The sequence below is a fragment of the Sphingobium terrigena genome (genome assembly GCF_003591655.1).
In the GTDB taxonomy this organism is placed as follows: domain Bacteria; phylum Pseudomonadota; class Alphaproteobacteria; order Sphingomonadales; family Sphingomonadaceae; genus Sphingobium; species Sphingobium terrigena.
Genome location: NZ_QVRA01000015.1, coordinates 1 through 14982, shown reverse-complemented (window position 1 = coordinate 14982; position 14982 = coordinate 1). Strand labels below are relative to the sequence as shown.

The window sequence follows — 14982 nt, the reverse complement described above, 5'->3', positions numbered from 1 at the left end:
CAGTGTCAGCCCTTGGGCGTGACCCAGACCTCGACCGGTGCGACGAATTTGCCCGGTGCAGGCTTGCCGACGTGGACCCGGTCGGCGGTCACGAGTTCGCCACTCTCCAGGTTGAAGCTCGCCCAGGGCTTGGGCATGCGGCCAAAGGTCATTTTCTGGATGGGCTGGCCGGTGGCCGAATTCATGATGGTGGCGATGATACTCATCGGCAGGCCGATACCGACGGCAGGGCCGACATGTCCATGGCCGCGGTCGATAAATCCGTATCGCCATCCGCTCAGTGGCGACGGCCCCTTTGCGCCACTTGTCGCCGTTCAGCGCTCCATTTCCGTTTCCCGGAAGCGGTCATTCGTTCGGATTTTCGCTGCCCATCTGGAGACAGAAGGCTGCCGGTCAGCCGCCGACCAGAAATCGCCATCTCGAAGGCGTCTTGGGTCGCCAGAGAGCGGACATTAGTTTGCCTCCCGCAAAAAACTTCTTATGAAAAGGCATGCAATCTCAACGCACAGCTCCGGGCATCGCCATTGCCCATACTGACGACGATGTTGTCATTCGGGTCAACCGGCAGCACGCGATGCCTATTCTGTCGATCTTGCTGCACTCAAAATTCGCGGATGGCCCTCGCATCGATTTTTTAACCACGCCATACGTCAATGCATTGATCGAAGCATTGATCGAACCCGCTGGCCTCGCGCCTACCAATCTCGTCATGGATCGGGCTGACCTCAATGCACCGATCCGGCTCGTTGAAGAGTGGGCTCTGGCCAACGGCAGAGACGACGGCGAAACGATGTCAATGCTTCGGGAGGCTACTTATCCTTACACTGTGAAAGGCATCGGCTGACGACCACTTTTTGCCGTTGAGCAAGGGCGTGACGTGCTCGGATAGCGGACGCTTGTGATGCCTGGTAGGATAGTCGAATGAACGAAGATGTCGCGAACTGGCAGATGCGCGGACAGGTTTTTGTCTGGCGCTACTCGGCCTCCCGAAGTTCGAATCAGGGGTGGCACTTTTCAGCCGAACCGGCCGCGTGCGGCGCATTAGTTGAATTGCTCACATACATGCGATCCGCCGCTGAGGCAGTTCATAGGACCATCAAGCTTAGTCGGCCGACACCATCGATTTCCTCCGTTCCGGGCTATGGCGATCCGAAGAACGATGATTTCGAAAAGCTTCGGATCATTTTTGACCCGTTCTTTTCTGACCTTCAGTTGCAGCTGACGAACGACCGCTTAGAGCTGTTTGTGGGAGAGGAACGATGCGACAACATCCTGACCGCCTTAACTGATGTTCAGAACGGAAAAGGAGATTTTGCGTTCGGTCCCAATCAACAGGGAACTTCACCACCGATCTGGTTTTGGTGGATGCCTTGGAGCGGCCAATCCTATGCCCGATAGCGGCCACTTATTGCCATTGAGATCACAATGGCGCTTGCCCGGTTGCGGACATTCAACGGGCCGGTTATGCGCGTGGCTGACTCGGTGGGCGCTATTCATGCCGCCGGGGCGACCGTGCGATGGACTCGCTATCAGCTTGCCGGACTTGCGTTCAACGACGCGATAGATGAGGCTAGAAAGAATAGTGCGTCAGCTTGGTCCCGCAGCCTGTAACATCGGAGGCAGCGCCTATCGCTGGTTGGGGCGGAGAGATGCGCGACGCTTACAAGCCCTGATGGCATCGGAACTGAGTGCAGCGTGCAGTGAATAGACGTCACGGTGTTGCGCAGATAGAGTTGACCGCGCGTTCCAGGAGTTGGGCTTCCTGCTCGTGAGAATGGGCTGGCCTTGTGAGAAGGTCAGCCTTTCGCATTTCCTATTTCAAGGTAGCGAGGCTTTTGATAAAGTGCCGATGCAATCACAAAATATAATGGCGCCCCTCATTGAAATATCTGATTTCGGAATGGGACACAATTGAAGGAGAGTGATCGGAAGTGGGAAACCATCTTCTGATTACAGCCATTCAAATTCAGTTACATGGCTATAATTAGGAGGATTGATATTGGAGGTATTTTCAATGCCGGGCCATACTAACGCTAAAAAGAACGTCATAGTGCTTGGTGGTACTGGATTTATAGGTTTCAGACTTATTAACTATTTGTGTAAAGACGAAAACATCGATCTTCATTGGGTGAAACGGACAAAGTCCACGTTCCTCCACGCTTCCGATCTTCCCGAACCCCATATGATCGAAGATTTCGAAACCATCGATCTGGATTGGCTGAGCGAGGCCGATGTCATCATCGATCTGGTGTCTCAGGGCCGTGGGCGCACTGCCCAGGAAAGGGACATCAATACGCGGATCAGACCGCATTTGCGGATGATCGATGGCCTCCTCAACCATCGCAGCCATGCCCATTATATCTACCTATCGTCCGGCGGTGCCATCTACGGCAATACTGCCCTTACGACCCTGAATGAACAGTCGCCCTGCAATCCGCAGACCGAATATGGCCTGGAAAAGATGATCGTCGAAACGAGCCTTCTGTCCGCCGCGCAGATCGCGCTGGACGTGTCGATCCTGCGCGTATCGAATGCCTATGGCTCCGGTCAGACGATCAAGCCCGGCTTTGGCGTCATTCCCACCATGATCAGCGCCCTCAAGAGCGGATCGCCTTTCACGGTTTTGGGAAATGGTGAGATGCAGAGGGATTATGTCAATGTGATCGACGTCCAGAAAGCCATCGCCGCGGCCGTGCATGCCAAGGGTGCCGGGATCGTCAACATCGCGACGGGCCAGGGAACATCGATCAACCAGCTAATCGCGATGGTCGAGGAACTGAGCGGGTTGGAACTTAACAAGGTCAATGTGGAAGCCGACAGGACCGATCCCAGATTCTCCTGCCTCGACATTGCGCGCGCAAGGGATGTCCTGCAGTGGCAGCCCACCATCAGCCTGCATGATGGCCTGAGCCAGATATTGCGGGATGCGGATCTGATGGCCCCCCTGCCATGCCTTTCCCCCCGATGATGGGGCTGGGCGTCTCGCTGCCGTTTCAAAGCGATGCGGCGTGACCTGCTGGCAATCGGCTCTGCCGTTAACTTTTCTGTATGATATTGGCTCGATCATCATCGGTGTCTCCGATTCTTTCCGATCAACGAGGCAACCTTCGATGGGCCCCGGCGTACCCCCCACCGCGCCGGCGTCTTTTCGTGTTTAGCTGCCTGACCATGTCATCGGGCGCGAGGCAACTGACGTCATATTCTGATCCCGCAATCAGCCGTTCATTTGGCCGGGTGCTCAGGGCGCGGGCGGAGCTTCGTCACGAAGGACTGGATCTTGTGAAGCTTCGCCCAACCATCTGCTACGAACTGCGCGAACATCTAGCCAACTTCATCGTCGCCTACAACTTCGCCAAGCGGTTGAAGACCCTCCAGGGCATCACCCCCTACGAGTTCATCTGCAAATGCTGGACAAAAGTATCCCAGCGCTTCACATCAGACCCGCACCATCAAATCCCGGGACCAAACATGATTTCTGGGTCACGGGCCATGGCCTGATAGTCGATGTAGTAGCGCAGCGTTTGTAGGATAGCGGTGGCTTCTTCCGTCACCTCCTGCACATAATCATCAAGGCTGGCATAGTGCCAAGGTAACGATCCTCCAATGCCTCGCGGCCTTCCTCAAGGTCGTCGTCGCAATGGTCGAGCAGCGCCGCGCCCAACCCGCCATGCTCGGCGATGAAACGGGCCAGTGCGTTTACGGTGTCGAGGCCGGGGCGGCACGCACGGGACGACCTATTTCTCATGTCAATTTTCCAAAGCTTTGACAGAAATGCGCCAATTTAGGGGTCATTCGACCTTATCTTCGCCTCCGAGTGCGTTCGCGGACGGAATAGAAGCAGAGACTGACGGCTGTTACACCGAACGCCACCGCGAAAACGCTGATTGCTATCGACCAACACTGAGCGCTGAACACAAAGGGGCGGCCGTAGAGCAGGTTAGCGCTCACGTTGAGGAAAACGCCAGCGAGGGCAAACAGGACTCCGATCATAGCGACAAACTTGGCGATTACGGCCTCCTTCATTTTCGGGCAGCGCAGGGCAACGATAGCATCTACGTCCGTTTCTCACCAGATTTGATCCGTCAGCCTTCGATTTGTCGTCTGAATGAGTGACCGGTTTCAAAGATGCGGTTGATCTTGCGGAGTGACCAAAAATTGTCGTTTCCGCCGGGGGCAGGTTCCGGCAAAGGCGTTGTCACCTTCATGGTGCCCGGCTAGGGTGGTTAGTGGACGGTCGGCTCTCGGCGCCGGAATGCTGGAAAGCAGACACAGACATTGATAACATGGCGGTATGCTGTGCTATGTCAAATATACCGTACTGATCTCACTGGCCCTTACAGGATGCGCCAAGGCTTCACCACCTCCAGAACGACCTGCGCTGACCGCCCTTCTCAAACAATCGAAGTTCAAACCTGACGGCCATTACACTGGCGCGGACACTCCAGAGGATCGCAAGCCTCTACAAGACGCTGTTGACGCTGCGATTTTAGATATTCGCGCCATGCCTGATCCTCTTGATCGAGAAGCCGTGCGTAAACGCTTATCGAGTCTGTTAGGCGACGTGGATATGTTCGCCACCGAAGACCGCGATGAAGTAGGCCGCTACGCCATCCGCGTCTGGCGCGCTCTCGGCTTCAAGAAGGAGACAGGGCTCTTCTATATGTCCGATGATAGGGTTTTGCAGCAGTAGCTACCCTGTCCGCAACTGGTCGATGGGCGACAGGCAGCTATTTCCGACCACGATCGTGTCTCCTGCCCTAAAGAGGACCGACGGCTATCCCCTCTTGCCCGCCGGTAAGACGACATTCCGAAATCGGCCAGTCTTGCTCACAATCGAGTAAGATGGTGAGACCCGGCGCTGTTACGCAGAGTATCAAGATAATCGCTCCACCACTGCGCCATCTCGACCCGCTCTTTCCAGTGGGCACCCCGGTGATAGGCGGCGCGGACCTTATCGCTGTCGCCGTGAGCCAGCGCGCGCTCGATAGCATCGGGGTGCCACAGTCCACTTTCGTTCAACAGGGTTGATGCCATGGCGCGAAACCCGTGGGCGGTCATTTCGTCGGTCGAATAGCCGAGGCGTCGAAGCCCTGCGTTGACTGTATTATCGCTCATCGGCCTTGACCGTGTCCTGACAGAAGGAAAGAGGTAGCCTTTGGGTCCCGTCAACCTGTGGGTCATTTCTAGAATTGCGATGACCTGCCGGGATAATGGTACCCGATGCGCTTTACGCATTTTTGTTTTTTCCGCAGGGATCGTCCAGAGAGCGGCCTCAAGGTCGAATTCGTTCCACTCGGCGTGGCGTAATTCGCCAGGCCGGACAAAGACGTGCGGTGCCAGTTGTAATGCAAATTTGGTGATCTGCTGACCGTCATATCCATCGATTGCGCGAAGCAGGTCTCCAACTCGCTCCGGCTCTAGAATGGCGCCATAATGCGTAACAGTTGGAGTTCTGAGCGCTCCACGCAAATCGCGTGTAGGATCAGACGGAATTCGGGCCGTGGCAACGGCGTATCGAAACACGGCGCCGGCCAGCTGTAAGGTTCGCCGGGCGCTCTCAAGCTTCCCTCTTTTCTCAATTCTTCGAACCGCGCCAAGAATATCGATTGGCTGAATATCAGCGATCGGCATGTTACCGATCGAGACCTTCAGAAGTGATAAAAGGTATTCGCTGCGAGCAGCCGTGGCGGGGGCCCAACGCTTTTGGCCATCCTGCTTGCGCTTTTCGCAGAATTCAGCCGAAACCGCCGAGAATGTTGATGCCGCCCCGAGCTCCCCGCGCAACTTGGCGCGCCGTTTCTCGATCGAAGGATCTTGTCCCTGGGCTACCATCTCGCGTGCCGCATCCCGCTTCCGCCGAGCTTCGGCAAGACTGATAGCGGGGTACGTGCCGATCGCCAGCTTTCGCTCCCTCCCGTGGATTCGATACTTGAACCGCCAAAGCTTGCCACCCGTGGGCTCTACCTGAACGAAGAGTCCAAGGCTGTCGCCCATCTTGTATGACTTCTCCCGGGGCTTCGCGTTTCGAATCGCAATGTCGGTAAGTGCCATGATCCAAAGCCTTTTTCCGCAATAGGCCCCTATGATGGGGGCTTCTTGAAATGCCCGGAACAGACCACTCCCTCGAAAGGCCCCCACACGGCACGGATGCGGCCGGAAAGAGTTGGTCAAATCTGGACAACCGAGGACACAAAAGTCCAAGGTTTCTGCGGGTTTTATACACTAAGGAGGGTGATTTTTGAAGAGGGAGCTGGAGCGGGTGAAGGGAATCGAACCCTCGTCACTTGCTTGGGAAGCAAAAGCTCTACCATTGAGCTACACCCGCGTTGCAGCGCCCATTGCCACGGGGGAAAAGCCCCGTCAACCGATTGGGCGTCAACCAACCTGACGTTTGGCGAGTTTGCGGGCCAGGGTGCGGCGGTGCATCCCCAGGCGGCGGGCGGCTTCGGAGATGTTGAACTCGCTGTCCTTGAGCGCCTCATGGATATGTTCCCACTCCAGCGTCTTGATCGATGTCGGGCGGGGGGCAAGCGGGGTGGCGGTATCGCCGCCTGAACGCGCGAAGGCGGCTTCGATATCGTCGCTGTTGGACGGTTTGGCGAGGTAATTGGTCGCGCCCAGCTTGATCGCCTCGACAGCCGTGGCGATGCTGGCAAAGCCGGTCAGAACGACGATCAGCATGTCGGGATCATGGGCGTGGAGCGCCTGGACGCAGACCAGCCCCGATTGCCCGCCCAGTTTCAGGTCGACGACGGCATAGCCCGGATCATGATCGGCCAGCAGCATGGTGACCATTTCCACGCTGTCGGCGATCAGCACGGTGTAGCCGCGCCGCTCGAACGAGCGTTTGAGGGTTTTGGCGAAGGCGTCGTCATCCTCGACAATCATGAGCAGACGGTTATCGGTCATCCTTCTCCCTCCTCGATCGCCAGCGTGCCGAGCGGCAGGCGTAGCAGGATCAGCGCGCCGCTGTCCGCGCCATTGCTGGCGCTGACGCTGCCGCCCAGTTTACGCACGACATTGACGACCAGGAACAGGCCAAGCCCGCCGCCCTGCCGCCCCTTGCTGGAGCGGTATGGCTTGCCGAAATCGGCCAGCATGTCGGCGCTGAACCCCGGCCCATTGTCGCGCACGGCGATGTTGAGCCACTGGCTGTCGCGCCCGACCAGCAGGTCGATAGTGGTCGCGCCAGCCTCCCGCGCATTGTCGAGCAGGTTGGTGATCGCCTGGCGGATCACCGGATCGGCGACGATGCGGGGATAGTCGTGCGGGCCGAAATCGCAGCGCAGCGGCATCCCCGGATTGGCGGCGCGCCAGCCCTGCGCCATAGCGTCGATGAAGGCGCGGACATTGGTGACCTGCGGCGCTTCGCCGCGCGCTTCGCCTGCTGATAGCAATATGCCCGACAGGATCGCCTTGCACCGGGTGACGGCGGCCTGCATCTCCTCCACTTCCTCCACCAGCGCGGGGTGGCTGGTGATTTCGGGCATGTGCCGCCAGTCGCCCAGCACCACGGCGAGCGAGGAGAGGGGGGTGCCAAGCTCGTGGGCTGCACCCGACGCCAGCAGGCCCATGCGGACGATATGCTCCTCCTCCGCCGCCTGTTGCCGCAATTGCGCCAGATAGGCTTCGCGCGCGGCAAGGTTGCGGGTCACGCGGGTCATGAACAGCACCAGCAGCACCGCGATCATGGTGAAGCAGACCCAGGTGCCGATGATGTGGAGGTCGAACAGGCGGCCTTCGAGCGTTTCGCTGAGGTCCAGCGGACGGTAGAAGAAAGCGAGGCCCGCTGCGCACAAAGCGGATACGGCGACGATGCCCCAGACGCTCCAGCGATGCAGCAGCACCGCGCCCAATGCGACCTGGAGCAGATAGAGCGAGATGAACGGGTTGGTTGCCCCGCCGCTCATATAGAGTTGAGCGGTCAGCGAGAGGACGTCGAACAGCAGCGCCAGGAACAGTTCGGCATGGGTAATGTCGGTGCGCCGCCGCAAGATGGCGAGGCTGGCGAGGTTCACCCCCGCCGCGATACAGGGGACGACGAGCATCGGCAGCATCGGCAGGCGGATGCCCATGCCATAATGGACGATCAGGATGGTGGCGACCTGACCCGCCAGCGCGATCCAGCGCAATTGCACCAGCAGCGCCATATTCTTGCGCCCGGCAGCGTCGGCGGGCCACTGGCTGGGCAGCCAGCGTGTCGCTATCGGCAGGAGCGCGGTCATGGGCGGCGGCTTTGGCGCATGAGGAGGATATAGGCGCCCACGGTCATGGCGGCCAGACTGAACCATGTCAGCGCATAGACAAGATGATTGTTGGGGAAGCGGATGACGGTGAGTCCGCCTATGGGCGGGGCGTCGGGCTGCGGGTCGGCATCGGCGTCGATGAAATAGGTGGGCGTGGTGGGCAGGGCGCGGGCTGTGGCGATGGCGGTGACGTCGCGCGAATACCAGCGGTTGGCGGTAGGATCGTTCGACCGCAGAAAGCCGCCGCCCGGCTCGGTCAGGCGCAACAGGCCGGTCACGCGGACGGTGCCGGTCGGGCGGGCATAGTGGGTGCGGGCGTCGGGTGGCACGAAGCCGCGGTTGATGAGGAGGAAGGTGCCGTTGGTTTGGCGCAGGGGTGTCAGCACCCAAAAGCCGGGGCCGCGCACCGTGGAGGCCTGCACCAGCGTAGCGCGATCATGCAGGAAGGTGCCGGTCGCGCTGACGCGGCGATATTCGTCGGCCTTGGTGGCGCTGCCGGGTGCTGCGACCGGCGCGGCGTGGATGCGGGCATCGACGCGGGCGATGAGATCCCGCTTCCACGCCAGCCGCTCGACCTGCCACACGCCCAATGCGCACAGTCCCGTAAACAGCAAGGCGGCGATCAGCGTCGGGCCGACCGGGAAGCCCGCCCGGCCCTGGCGCGGGGATGTCACGGCATCTGGCTCATGTCATGCTCCATATGGGGCATCATGTTAGCGTTGAGATGATACATGACCCACATGGAGCCGGACAGGGTGATGACCACCAATACCAGCGTGAAAATCAGCGCCATCATCGACCAGCCGCCTTCCGAGCGGGTGTTCATGTGCAGGAAGTAGATCATGTGAACGACGATCTGCACCACGGCAAAGCCCATGATGATGAAGGCGGTCACCTGCGGATTGGCGAAGGTCTTGTCCATCACCAGCCAGAAGGGGATGGCGGTCAGCAGTAGCGACAGGCCGAAGCCGATCATATAGCTGCCCATCGTCCCGTGGGTGCCAGCGTGAGTATCGTGATCGTGCGCGCTCATCGCAGCATCCCCATGAGATAGACGAAGGTAAAAACGCCGATCCAGATGACGTCCAGAAAGTGCCAGAACATGGAAAGGCACATCAGGCGGCGCTGGTTGGCGGCGATCAGACCCTTTTTCCCGACCTGCACCATCAGCGTGACCAGCCAGATGATGCCGAAGCTGACGTGCAACCCATGGGTGCCGACCAGCGCGAAGAAGGCGGACAGGAAGCCCGACCGCTGCGGCGTCGCGCCTTCGTGAATCAGATGCGCAAATTCGTAAAGTTCGATGCTGAGGAACGCCAGACCGAATAGGCCGGTGATGGCGAGCCAGCCCTGCGTCGCGCCGACCCGGTTCTTCTCCATCGCCAGCATGGCAAAGCCATAGGTGATCGACGAAAAGAGCAGCATCGCGGTGTTGAGCGCGACAAGATTGAGGTCGAACAGGTCGCGCGGTCCCGGTCCCGCCGCATAATTGCCGCCCAGCACTGCATAGGTGGCAAACAGGCAGGCGAAGATGAGGCAATCGCTCATCAGGTAGATCCAGAAGCCCAGCGCCGTGCTGGACCCTTCGGGATGATGCGGCTCCTCGCCCAGATGGAAGAGGGGCTTGCCATCATTGTCGAGAAAGGCGGGGTCGATTTGGGAGCGTGTGGCCATGATGTTAGCCCTTTGCTGCGAGCAGCGTGCTGCGCTCGCCCTCTATGCGCTCGACCACATCCTTGGGGATGGTGAAGTCGCGCTTGTAATTGAACGTATGCCCGATCGCTACGGCCAGGATGGCGAGGAAGGACAGGCCCGCCAGCCACCACATGTACCAGATCATGCCGACCGAGAAGGCGACCGACAGGCCCGCGATGATGACGCCGGTGCCGGTGTTGGACGGCATGTGGATGGCGGCATAACCGATCAGCGGACGCTGATAGCCGCGCTTCTTCATGTCCGCCCATGCGTCGCCATCATGGATGACGGGGGTGAAGGCGAAATTATAGTCGGGCGGGGGCGAACTGGTTGCCCATTCGAGCGTGCGGCCATCCCATGGATCACCCGTGGTGTCGCGCAATGCCGCACGATTCTTGATCGACACCGCGAACTGGATGAACATGCAGGCGATGCCCGCCGCGATCATTACCGCGCCCAGCGCCGCGATCTGGAACCAGATTTGCAGGGAAGGGTCATCGAACACGCGCATCCGGCGGGTGACGCCCATCAGGCCCAGCACATAGAGCGGCATGAAGGCGACCCAGAAACCCACGACCCACAACCAGAAGCTGCGCTTGCCCCAGGTCGTTTCCAGCCGGAAACCGAACGCCTTGGGCCACCAGTAGTTGATCGCCGCGAACAGGCCGAACAACACGCCGCCGATGATGACATTGTGGAAATGGGCGATCAGGAACAGCGAGTTATGCAGCACGAAGTCGGCCGGCGGCACGGCAAGCAGCACCCCGGTCATGCCGCCCACGGTGAAGGTCAGCATGAAGGCGACCGTCCACATCATCGGCAATTCATAGCGGATGCGCCCGCGATACATGGTGAAGAGCCAGTTGAAGAGCTTGGCCCCGGTGGGGATGGAAATCACCATCGTCGTGATGCCAAAGAAGCTGTTGACGCTCGCGCCCGATCCCATGGTGAAGAAATGGTGCAGCCAGACGAGATAGCTGAGCAGGGCGATGACGATCGTGGCGTAAACCATCGACGAATAGCCGAACAGCCGCTTGGACGAGAAGGTGGAGGTGACTTCGCTGAACACGCCGAACAAGGGCAGGATCAGGATATAGACTTCGGGGTGGCCCCAGATCCAGATCAGGTTCACATACATCATGGGATTGCCGCCCATGTCGTTGGTGAAGAAGGCGGTGCCGACATAGCGGTCGAGGCTGAGCAGCGCCAGCACGGCGGTCAGCACCGGGAAGGCCGCAACGATCAGCACGTTGGCGCAGAGCGAGGTCCAGGTGAAGATGGGCAGCTTCATCATCGTCATGCCCGGCGCGCGCATCTTGACGATGGTGGCGACCAGGTTGACGCCCGAGAGCAATGTGCCGATGCCCGCTATCTGTAGCCCCCAGATATAATAATCGACCCCGACGCCGGGCGAGTAAGCGATGCCCGACAAAGGCGGATAGGCGAGCCAGCCGGTGCGGGCAAATTCGCCCACGAACAGCGACATCATGACGATCACGGCACCCGCCGTGGTCATCCAGAAGCTGAAATTATTGAGGAAGGGGAAGCTGACGTCGCGCGCGCCGATTTGCAGCGGGACGATATAGTTCATGATCCCGGTGATCATCGGCATCGCGACGAAGAAGATCATGATGACGCCGTGGGCGGTAAAAATCTGGTCGTAATGATGGGCGTTGAGATAGCCTTCGGACCCGTTGAAGGCCATCGCCTGCTGCAGCCGCATCATGATCGCGTCGGCAAAGCCGCGCAGGAACATGATGAGGCCCAGGATCATATACATGATGCCGATGCGCTTATGGTCAACGGTGGTGAACCAGTCGTGCCACAGCGTGCCCCACAGCCGATATTTGGTGACGAGGCCCAGCACCACCGCGCCACCCAGCGCGACCATCAGGAAGGTGCCGACGACGATCGGCTCATGCAGCGGCAACGAACTCCAGTCGAGCCGACCGAAGATCAGCTTCCAGATGCCGCTATTTTCGGAGGCGGGATGCGGGGACATGGACGTTACGGCCTTGAAAGGGGGGAGGGGGTTTTCTCACGCCCCTCCCCTTCAGGGGAGGGGTTGGGGTGGGGGCGTGAGGCAGGCAGAGCGTCAAGACGATGGCCCCCACCCCCAGCCCTCGGATCGAGGCACGTGACTCGATCCGACCTAAAGGAGAGGGGAGTATTCGCGTTAATGCCCATCATGCCCCTCATGATCCTGCTGCCCCGGCGCCTGTTTGCCGCGCTCGGCAGGCGTGCGCTCTGCCGCTGGCGTCATGCCCGCAGGCTGGGCGATCTCGCCCTTCTTGCCGGGTTCGACCGGGTGATAGCCGCCCACGTCGATGGTGCCGTCATGGCGCAGGCCAGCGGTGTCGCGGGCTGACTCCTTGCCTGCGCCGCCGTGCATGTCGGTCATCATGATCGCGTCCATGCAACGCTTGCCCGGCTGCACGCACATGTTGAGTGCGGCGTGGAACAGGCGGGGTTCGACACTGGCGAAATAGGTCGGCTTCACCTTTTCGCTCGGCTGTTCCAGCTTCACATAGGTGGCGCGGTCCAGCGCCTTGCCGCTGGCCTTCACGCGGGCGACCCACTGGGCAAAGCCGCTTTGGTCCATCGCGTGGAATTTGAAGCGCATGTTGGAAAAGCCAGCGCCCGAATAGTTGGCGGAAAAGCCGTCAAAGCTGCCGGGCTTGTTGACGACCGCGTGCAGGCTGGTCTGCATCCCCGGCATGGCATAGATTTGCCCCGCCAGCGCCGGCACGAAAAAGCTGTTCATGATGGATGCCGAGGTGATCTTGAATTCGATCGGCTGGTCGACCGGCGCGGCCAGTTCATTGACGGTCGCGATGCCAAGCTCAGGGTAAATGAACAGCCATTTCCAGTCGAGCGCCACAACCTCGACCTGCAAGCGTTTAGCAGCGGGATCGACCTTGCGCTGCGCGTCCAGCCGCTCGATCGGGCGATAGGGGTCGAGCAGATGGGTGCTGGTCCAGGTGACCGCCCCCAGCGCGATGATGATCAGCAGCGGCGCGGACCAGATCAGCAGTTCCAGGCTGGTCGAATGGTCCCAGTCGGGATCATAATCGGCGGCCTGCGCCTTGGCCCGATATTTCCATGCGAACCAGGCGATGGTGGCCATCACTGGCAGCACGATGAGCAGCATCAATACGGTCGCGATCAGGATGAGATCGCGTTGCTGCACCGCAACGTCGCCGGATGGGGCCATCACCACCCAGTTGCACGCCCCCAAAGGCAGCAGCAGCAAGGGCGCGAATCGGCGCAGAAAAGCGCGGCATTTGGCGGATGGTCGAGCGATCATAGCCTCCGTCTAGTCAGGAAGTTACCGGGGCGACATTGGACCTTTTGTCCTATCCCTGTGCGGCTGCGAAATGGGGCATGGGTCTATTTGACAAGCCGATGATTCGCCGTGCAACGAAGTGCGGCGGACAATCGTTCCCGCAGCATGAAGGCCCGTTCCACGCCATGACATCCGCGACGACAACGCCCAACGAAACGCAGGCGGAACATGACGTGCGCAATCTTCATGCGCATAGCGGCAAAAAGATCGCGCCCGGCGAGATCGCCATCGGCGTCATCATCGGGCGGACGTCGGAATTTTTCGACTTTTTCGTCTATGCGATCGCGTCCTGCATCGTCTTTCCCGCCCATGTCTTTCCCTATCTGTCGCCGCTGGAAGGGACGCTCTGGTCCTTCGCCATTTTCGCGCTGGCTTTCGTCACGCGGCCGATCGGGTCGTTCATCTTCATGGCGGTGGATCGCGCCTATGGCCGGGGGGTGAAGCTGACCATCGCCTTGTTCCTGCTCGGCGGATCGACCGCGGCGATCGCCTTCCTGCCCGGCTATGCGACGATCGGTCACTGGTCCGCCGTGCTGCTGGCGCTGTTCCGTGCGGGGCAGGGTGTCGCGCTGGGCGGCACATGGGATGGCCTCGCGTCCCTGCTCTCGCTCAACGCGCCGCAGCGCAAGCGCGGCTGGTATGCGATGATGCCCCAACTGGGCGCGCCGCTGGCACTGATCGTGGCGGCGGGGCTGTTCGCCTTCTTCCTGTCCACCCTGTCGCCTGCCGATTTCCTCGACTGGGGCTGGCGCTATCCCTTCTTCGTGGCGTTCGCGATCAATGTGGTGGCGCTGTTCGCGCGGTTGCGGATCGTCGTGACGGAGGAGTTTTCGCGCCTCTATGAAACGCGCGAACTTCAGCCCTCGCCGGTCATCCCGACCATCCGCAGCGAAGGGCGCAATATCGTCATCGGGGCTTTCGCGCCGCTGGCCAGTTTCGCGCTGTTCCACATGGTCACCGTGTTCCCGCTTTCGTGGATCGCGCTCTACACCGACCAGCCGCTGGAGCGCTTTCTGGTAATCGAGGCGATTGGTGCCTGCGTCGGCGTGCTGGCGATCATCGTGTCGGGCTTCGTCGCCGACATGATCGGTCGCCGCCGGTTGCTGGGCTATTCGGCGGTCGGGATCGGCTTCTTCGCCGTCGCCGCGCCGCTGCTGCTCAATGGCGGCGATCTGGGCGAGGTCGCCTTCATGGTGCTGGGCTTCATCCTGCTGGGCCTGAGTTTCGGCCAGTCGTCGGGCGTGGTCGCCTCCAATTTCCGCATAGCGACCCGTTATACCGGATCGGCGCTGACCTCGGATCTCGCCTGGCTGGTGGGCGCGGGCTTTGCCCCGCTGGTCGCGCTGGCGATTTCCGCAGAGTTCGGGCTGGCCGCGTCGGGTGCCTATCTGCTGTCGGGCGCGGTGGTGACGGGATTCGCTCTGTTCGTGAACAAGGAACTGGCGGGTAAGGATCGCTAATATCAATACGCGATGGCTCCATTGATCTCCCCTCCCCGGCGGGGAGGGGCCGGGGGAGGGGGAGTGAGGCGAAGCCGAGCGTCCACGGTGGCGGCAGCACACCCCCACCCAACCTCCCCCTTTGAGGAGACCTTTGCAAAACCGATCAGATGTGATTCTGTTTTGATTGTGGGAGGGATGGTCGATGCATCGTTCAAGTGGTCAGGGGGATTTGGGTGGAGCCTGGTTGTCGCCG

At 60.2% G+C, this 14982-nt stretch carries 16 protein-coding genes, 1 tRNA gene and 1 pseudogene; 6 read left to right on the top strand and 12 right to left on the bottom strand.

Annotation, left to right across the window (positions count from 1 at the left end):
- Positions 1–5: 5 nt before the first annotated feature.
- Positions 6–206: a hypothetical protein gene (locus D0Z70_RS15760; protein ID WP_119748145.1), complete on the bottom strand. Its 201-nt coding sequence runs from the start codon at positions 204–206 to the stop codon at positions 6–8.
- Between the two features lie 284 nt (positions 207–490).
- Here D0Z70_RS15760 and D0Z70_RS15755 point away from each other — a divergent pair, with 284 nt between their 5' ends.
- From D0Z70_RS15755 to D0Z70_RS25420, 4 genes and pseudogenes are all read left to right on the top strand, one after another.
- Entirely contained in the window at positions 491–844 is a 354-nt protein-coding gene (locus D0Z70_RS15755; protein WP_119748143.1) for a hypothetical protein, read from the top strand.
- Between the two features lie 77 nt (positions 845–921).
- Positions 922–1398: a hypothetical protein gene (locus D0Z70_RS15750; protein ID WP_119748141.1), complete on the top strand. Its 477-nt coding sequence runs from the start codon at positions 922–924 to the stop codon at positions 1396–1398.
- Positions 1399–1993: 595 nt separating this feature from the next.
- On the top strand, positions 1994–2968 hold the full coding sequence (locus D0Z70_RS15740) for an NAD-dependent epimerase/dehydratase family protein (protein ID WP_182913988.1): 975 nt from the start codon (positions 1994–1996) through the stop codon (positions 2966–2968).
- 338 nt (positions 2969–3306) lie between these two features.
- A pseudogene (locus D0Z70_RS25420) lies at positions 3307–3498 on the top strand (hypothetical protein); the annotation flags it as partial.
- Here D0Z70_RS25420 and D0Z70_RS25835 read toward each other — a convergent pair.
- Both D0Z70_RS25835 and D0Z70_RS15730 read right to left on the bottom strand, forming a co-directional pair.
- A complete protein-coding gene (locus D0Z70_RS25835; protein ID WP_420820385.1) occupies positions 3450–3560 on the bottom strand; it encodes a hypothetical protein in 111 nt (36 codons plus the stop codon). The pseudogene D0Z70_RS25420 and the gene D0Z70_RS25835 sit on opposite strands and share 49 nt — an antisense overlap.
- Entirely contained in the window at positions 3548–3745 is a 198-nt protein-coding gene (locus D0Z70_RS15730; RefSeq protein ID WP_119748132.1) for a hypothetical protein, read from the bottom strand. The genes D0Z70_RS25835 and D0Z70_RS15730 overlap by 13 nt, the downstream gene beginning before the upstream one ends.
- A 546-nt stretch (positions 3746–4291) precedes the next feature.
- Between D0Z70_RS15730 and D0Z70_RS15720 the strand changes: the two genes are divergently transcribed.
- Positions 4292–4690 carry a hypothetical protein gene (locus D0Z70_RS15720; protein ID WP_119746153.1) on the top strand — a complete coding sequence of 133 codons (399 nt, stop codon included), beginning with the start codon at positions 4292–4294 and terminating at the stop codon, positions 4688–4690.
- 137 nt (positions 4691–4827) lie between these two features.
- On the opposite strand, the gene D0Z70_RS15715 is transcribed toward D0Z70_RS15720, so the two are convergent.
- The 9 genes from D0Z70_RS15715 to cyoA form a co-directional block, all read right to left on the bottom strand.
- Positions 4828–6051 carry a tyrosine-type recombinase/integrase gene (locus D0Z70_RS15715; protein WP_119748128.1) on the bottom strand — a complete coding sequence of 408 codons (1224 nt, stop codon included), beginning with the start codon at positions 6049–6051 and terminating at the stop codon, positions 4828–4830.
- A gap of 200 nt (positions 6052–6251) precedes the next feature.
- Positions 6252–6325, bottom strand: a tRNA-Gly gene (locus tag D0Z70_RS15710).
- Positions 6326–6375: 50 nt separating this feature from the next.
- Positions 6376–6909 (bottom strand): response regulator transcription factor, encoded by a 534-nt coding sequence (locus tag D0Z70_RS15705; RefSeq protein WP_119748125.1) that lies wholly within the window; start codon positions 6907–6909, stop codon positions 6376–6378.
- On the bottom strand, positions 6906–8225 hold the full coding sequence (locus tag D0Z70_RS15700) for an ATP-binding protein (protein WP_119748123.1): 1320 nt from the start codon (positions 8223–8225) through the stop codon (positions 6906–6908). The genes D0Z70_RS15705 and D0Z70_RS15700 overlap by 4 nt, the downstream gene beginning before the upstream one ends.
- The gene (locus D0Z70_RS15695) at positions 8222–8920 is read right to left on the bottom strand and encodes an SURF1 family protein (protein WP_119748120.1); all 699 of its coding nucleotides are present in this window, start codon (positions 8918–8920) and stop codon (positions 8222–8224) included. The genes D0Z70_RS15700 and D0Z70_RS15695 overlap by 4 nt, the downstream gene beginning before the upstream one ends.
- Positions 8917–9279 carry a cytochrome o ubiquinol oxidase subunit IV gene (gene cyoD / locus D0Z70_RS15690; protein WP_119748118.1) on the bottom strand — a complete coding sequence of 121 codons (363 nt, stop codon included), beginning with the start codon at positions 9277–9279 and terminating at the stop codon, positions 8917–8919. The genes D0Z70_RS15695 and cyoD overlap by 4 nt, the downstream gene beginning before the upstream one ends.
- A complete protein-coding gene (gene cyoC / locus D0Z70_RS15685; RefSeq protein WP_119748116.1) occupies positions 9276–9920 on the bottom strand; it encodes a cytochrome o ubiquinol oxidase subunit III in 645 nt (214 codons plus the stop codon). The genes cyoD and cyoC overlap by 4 nt, the downstream gene beginning before the upstream one ends.
- Before the next feature lie 4 nt (positions 9921–9924).
- Positions 9925–11943: a cytochrome o ubiquinol oxidase subunit I gene (gene cyoB / locus D0Z70_RS15680; protein WP_119748114.1), complete on the bottom strand. Its 2019-nt coding sequence runs from the start codon at positions 11941–11943 to the stop codon at positions 9925–9927.
- 174 nt (positions 11944–12117) lie between these two features.
- On the bottom strand, positions 12118–13248 hold the full coding sequence (cyoA, locus tag D0Z70_RS15675; protein ID WP_119748112.1) for a ubiquinol oxidase subunit II: 1131 nt from the start codon (positions 13246–13248) through the stop codon (positions 12118–12120).
- A 164-nt stretch (positions 13249–13412) separates the two neighbouring features.
- Here cyoA and D0Z70_RS15670 point away from each other — a divergent pair, with 164 nt between their 5' ends.
- Complete coding sequence (locus tag D0Z70_RS15670; protein WP_119748282.1) at positions 13413–14747, top strand: MFS transporter; 1335 nt, start codon at positions 13413–13415, stop codon at positions 14745–14747.
- Positions 14748–14982: the final 235 nt, after the last annotated feature.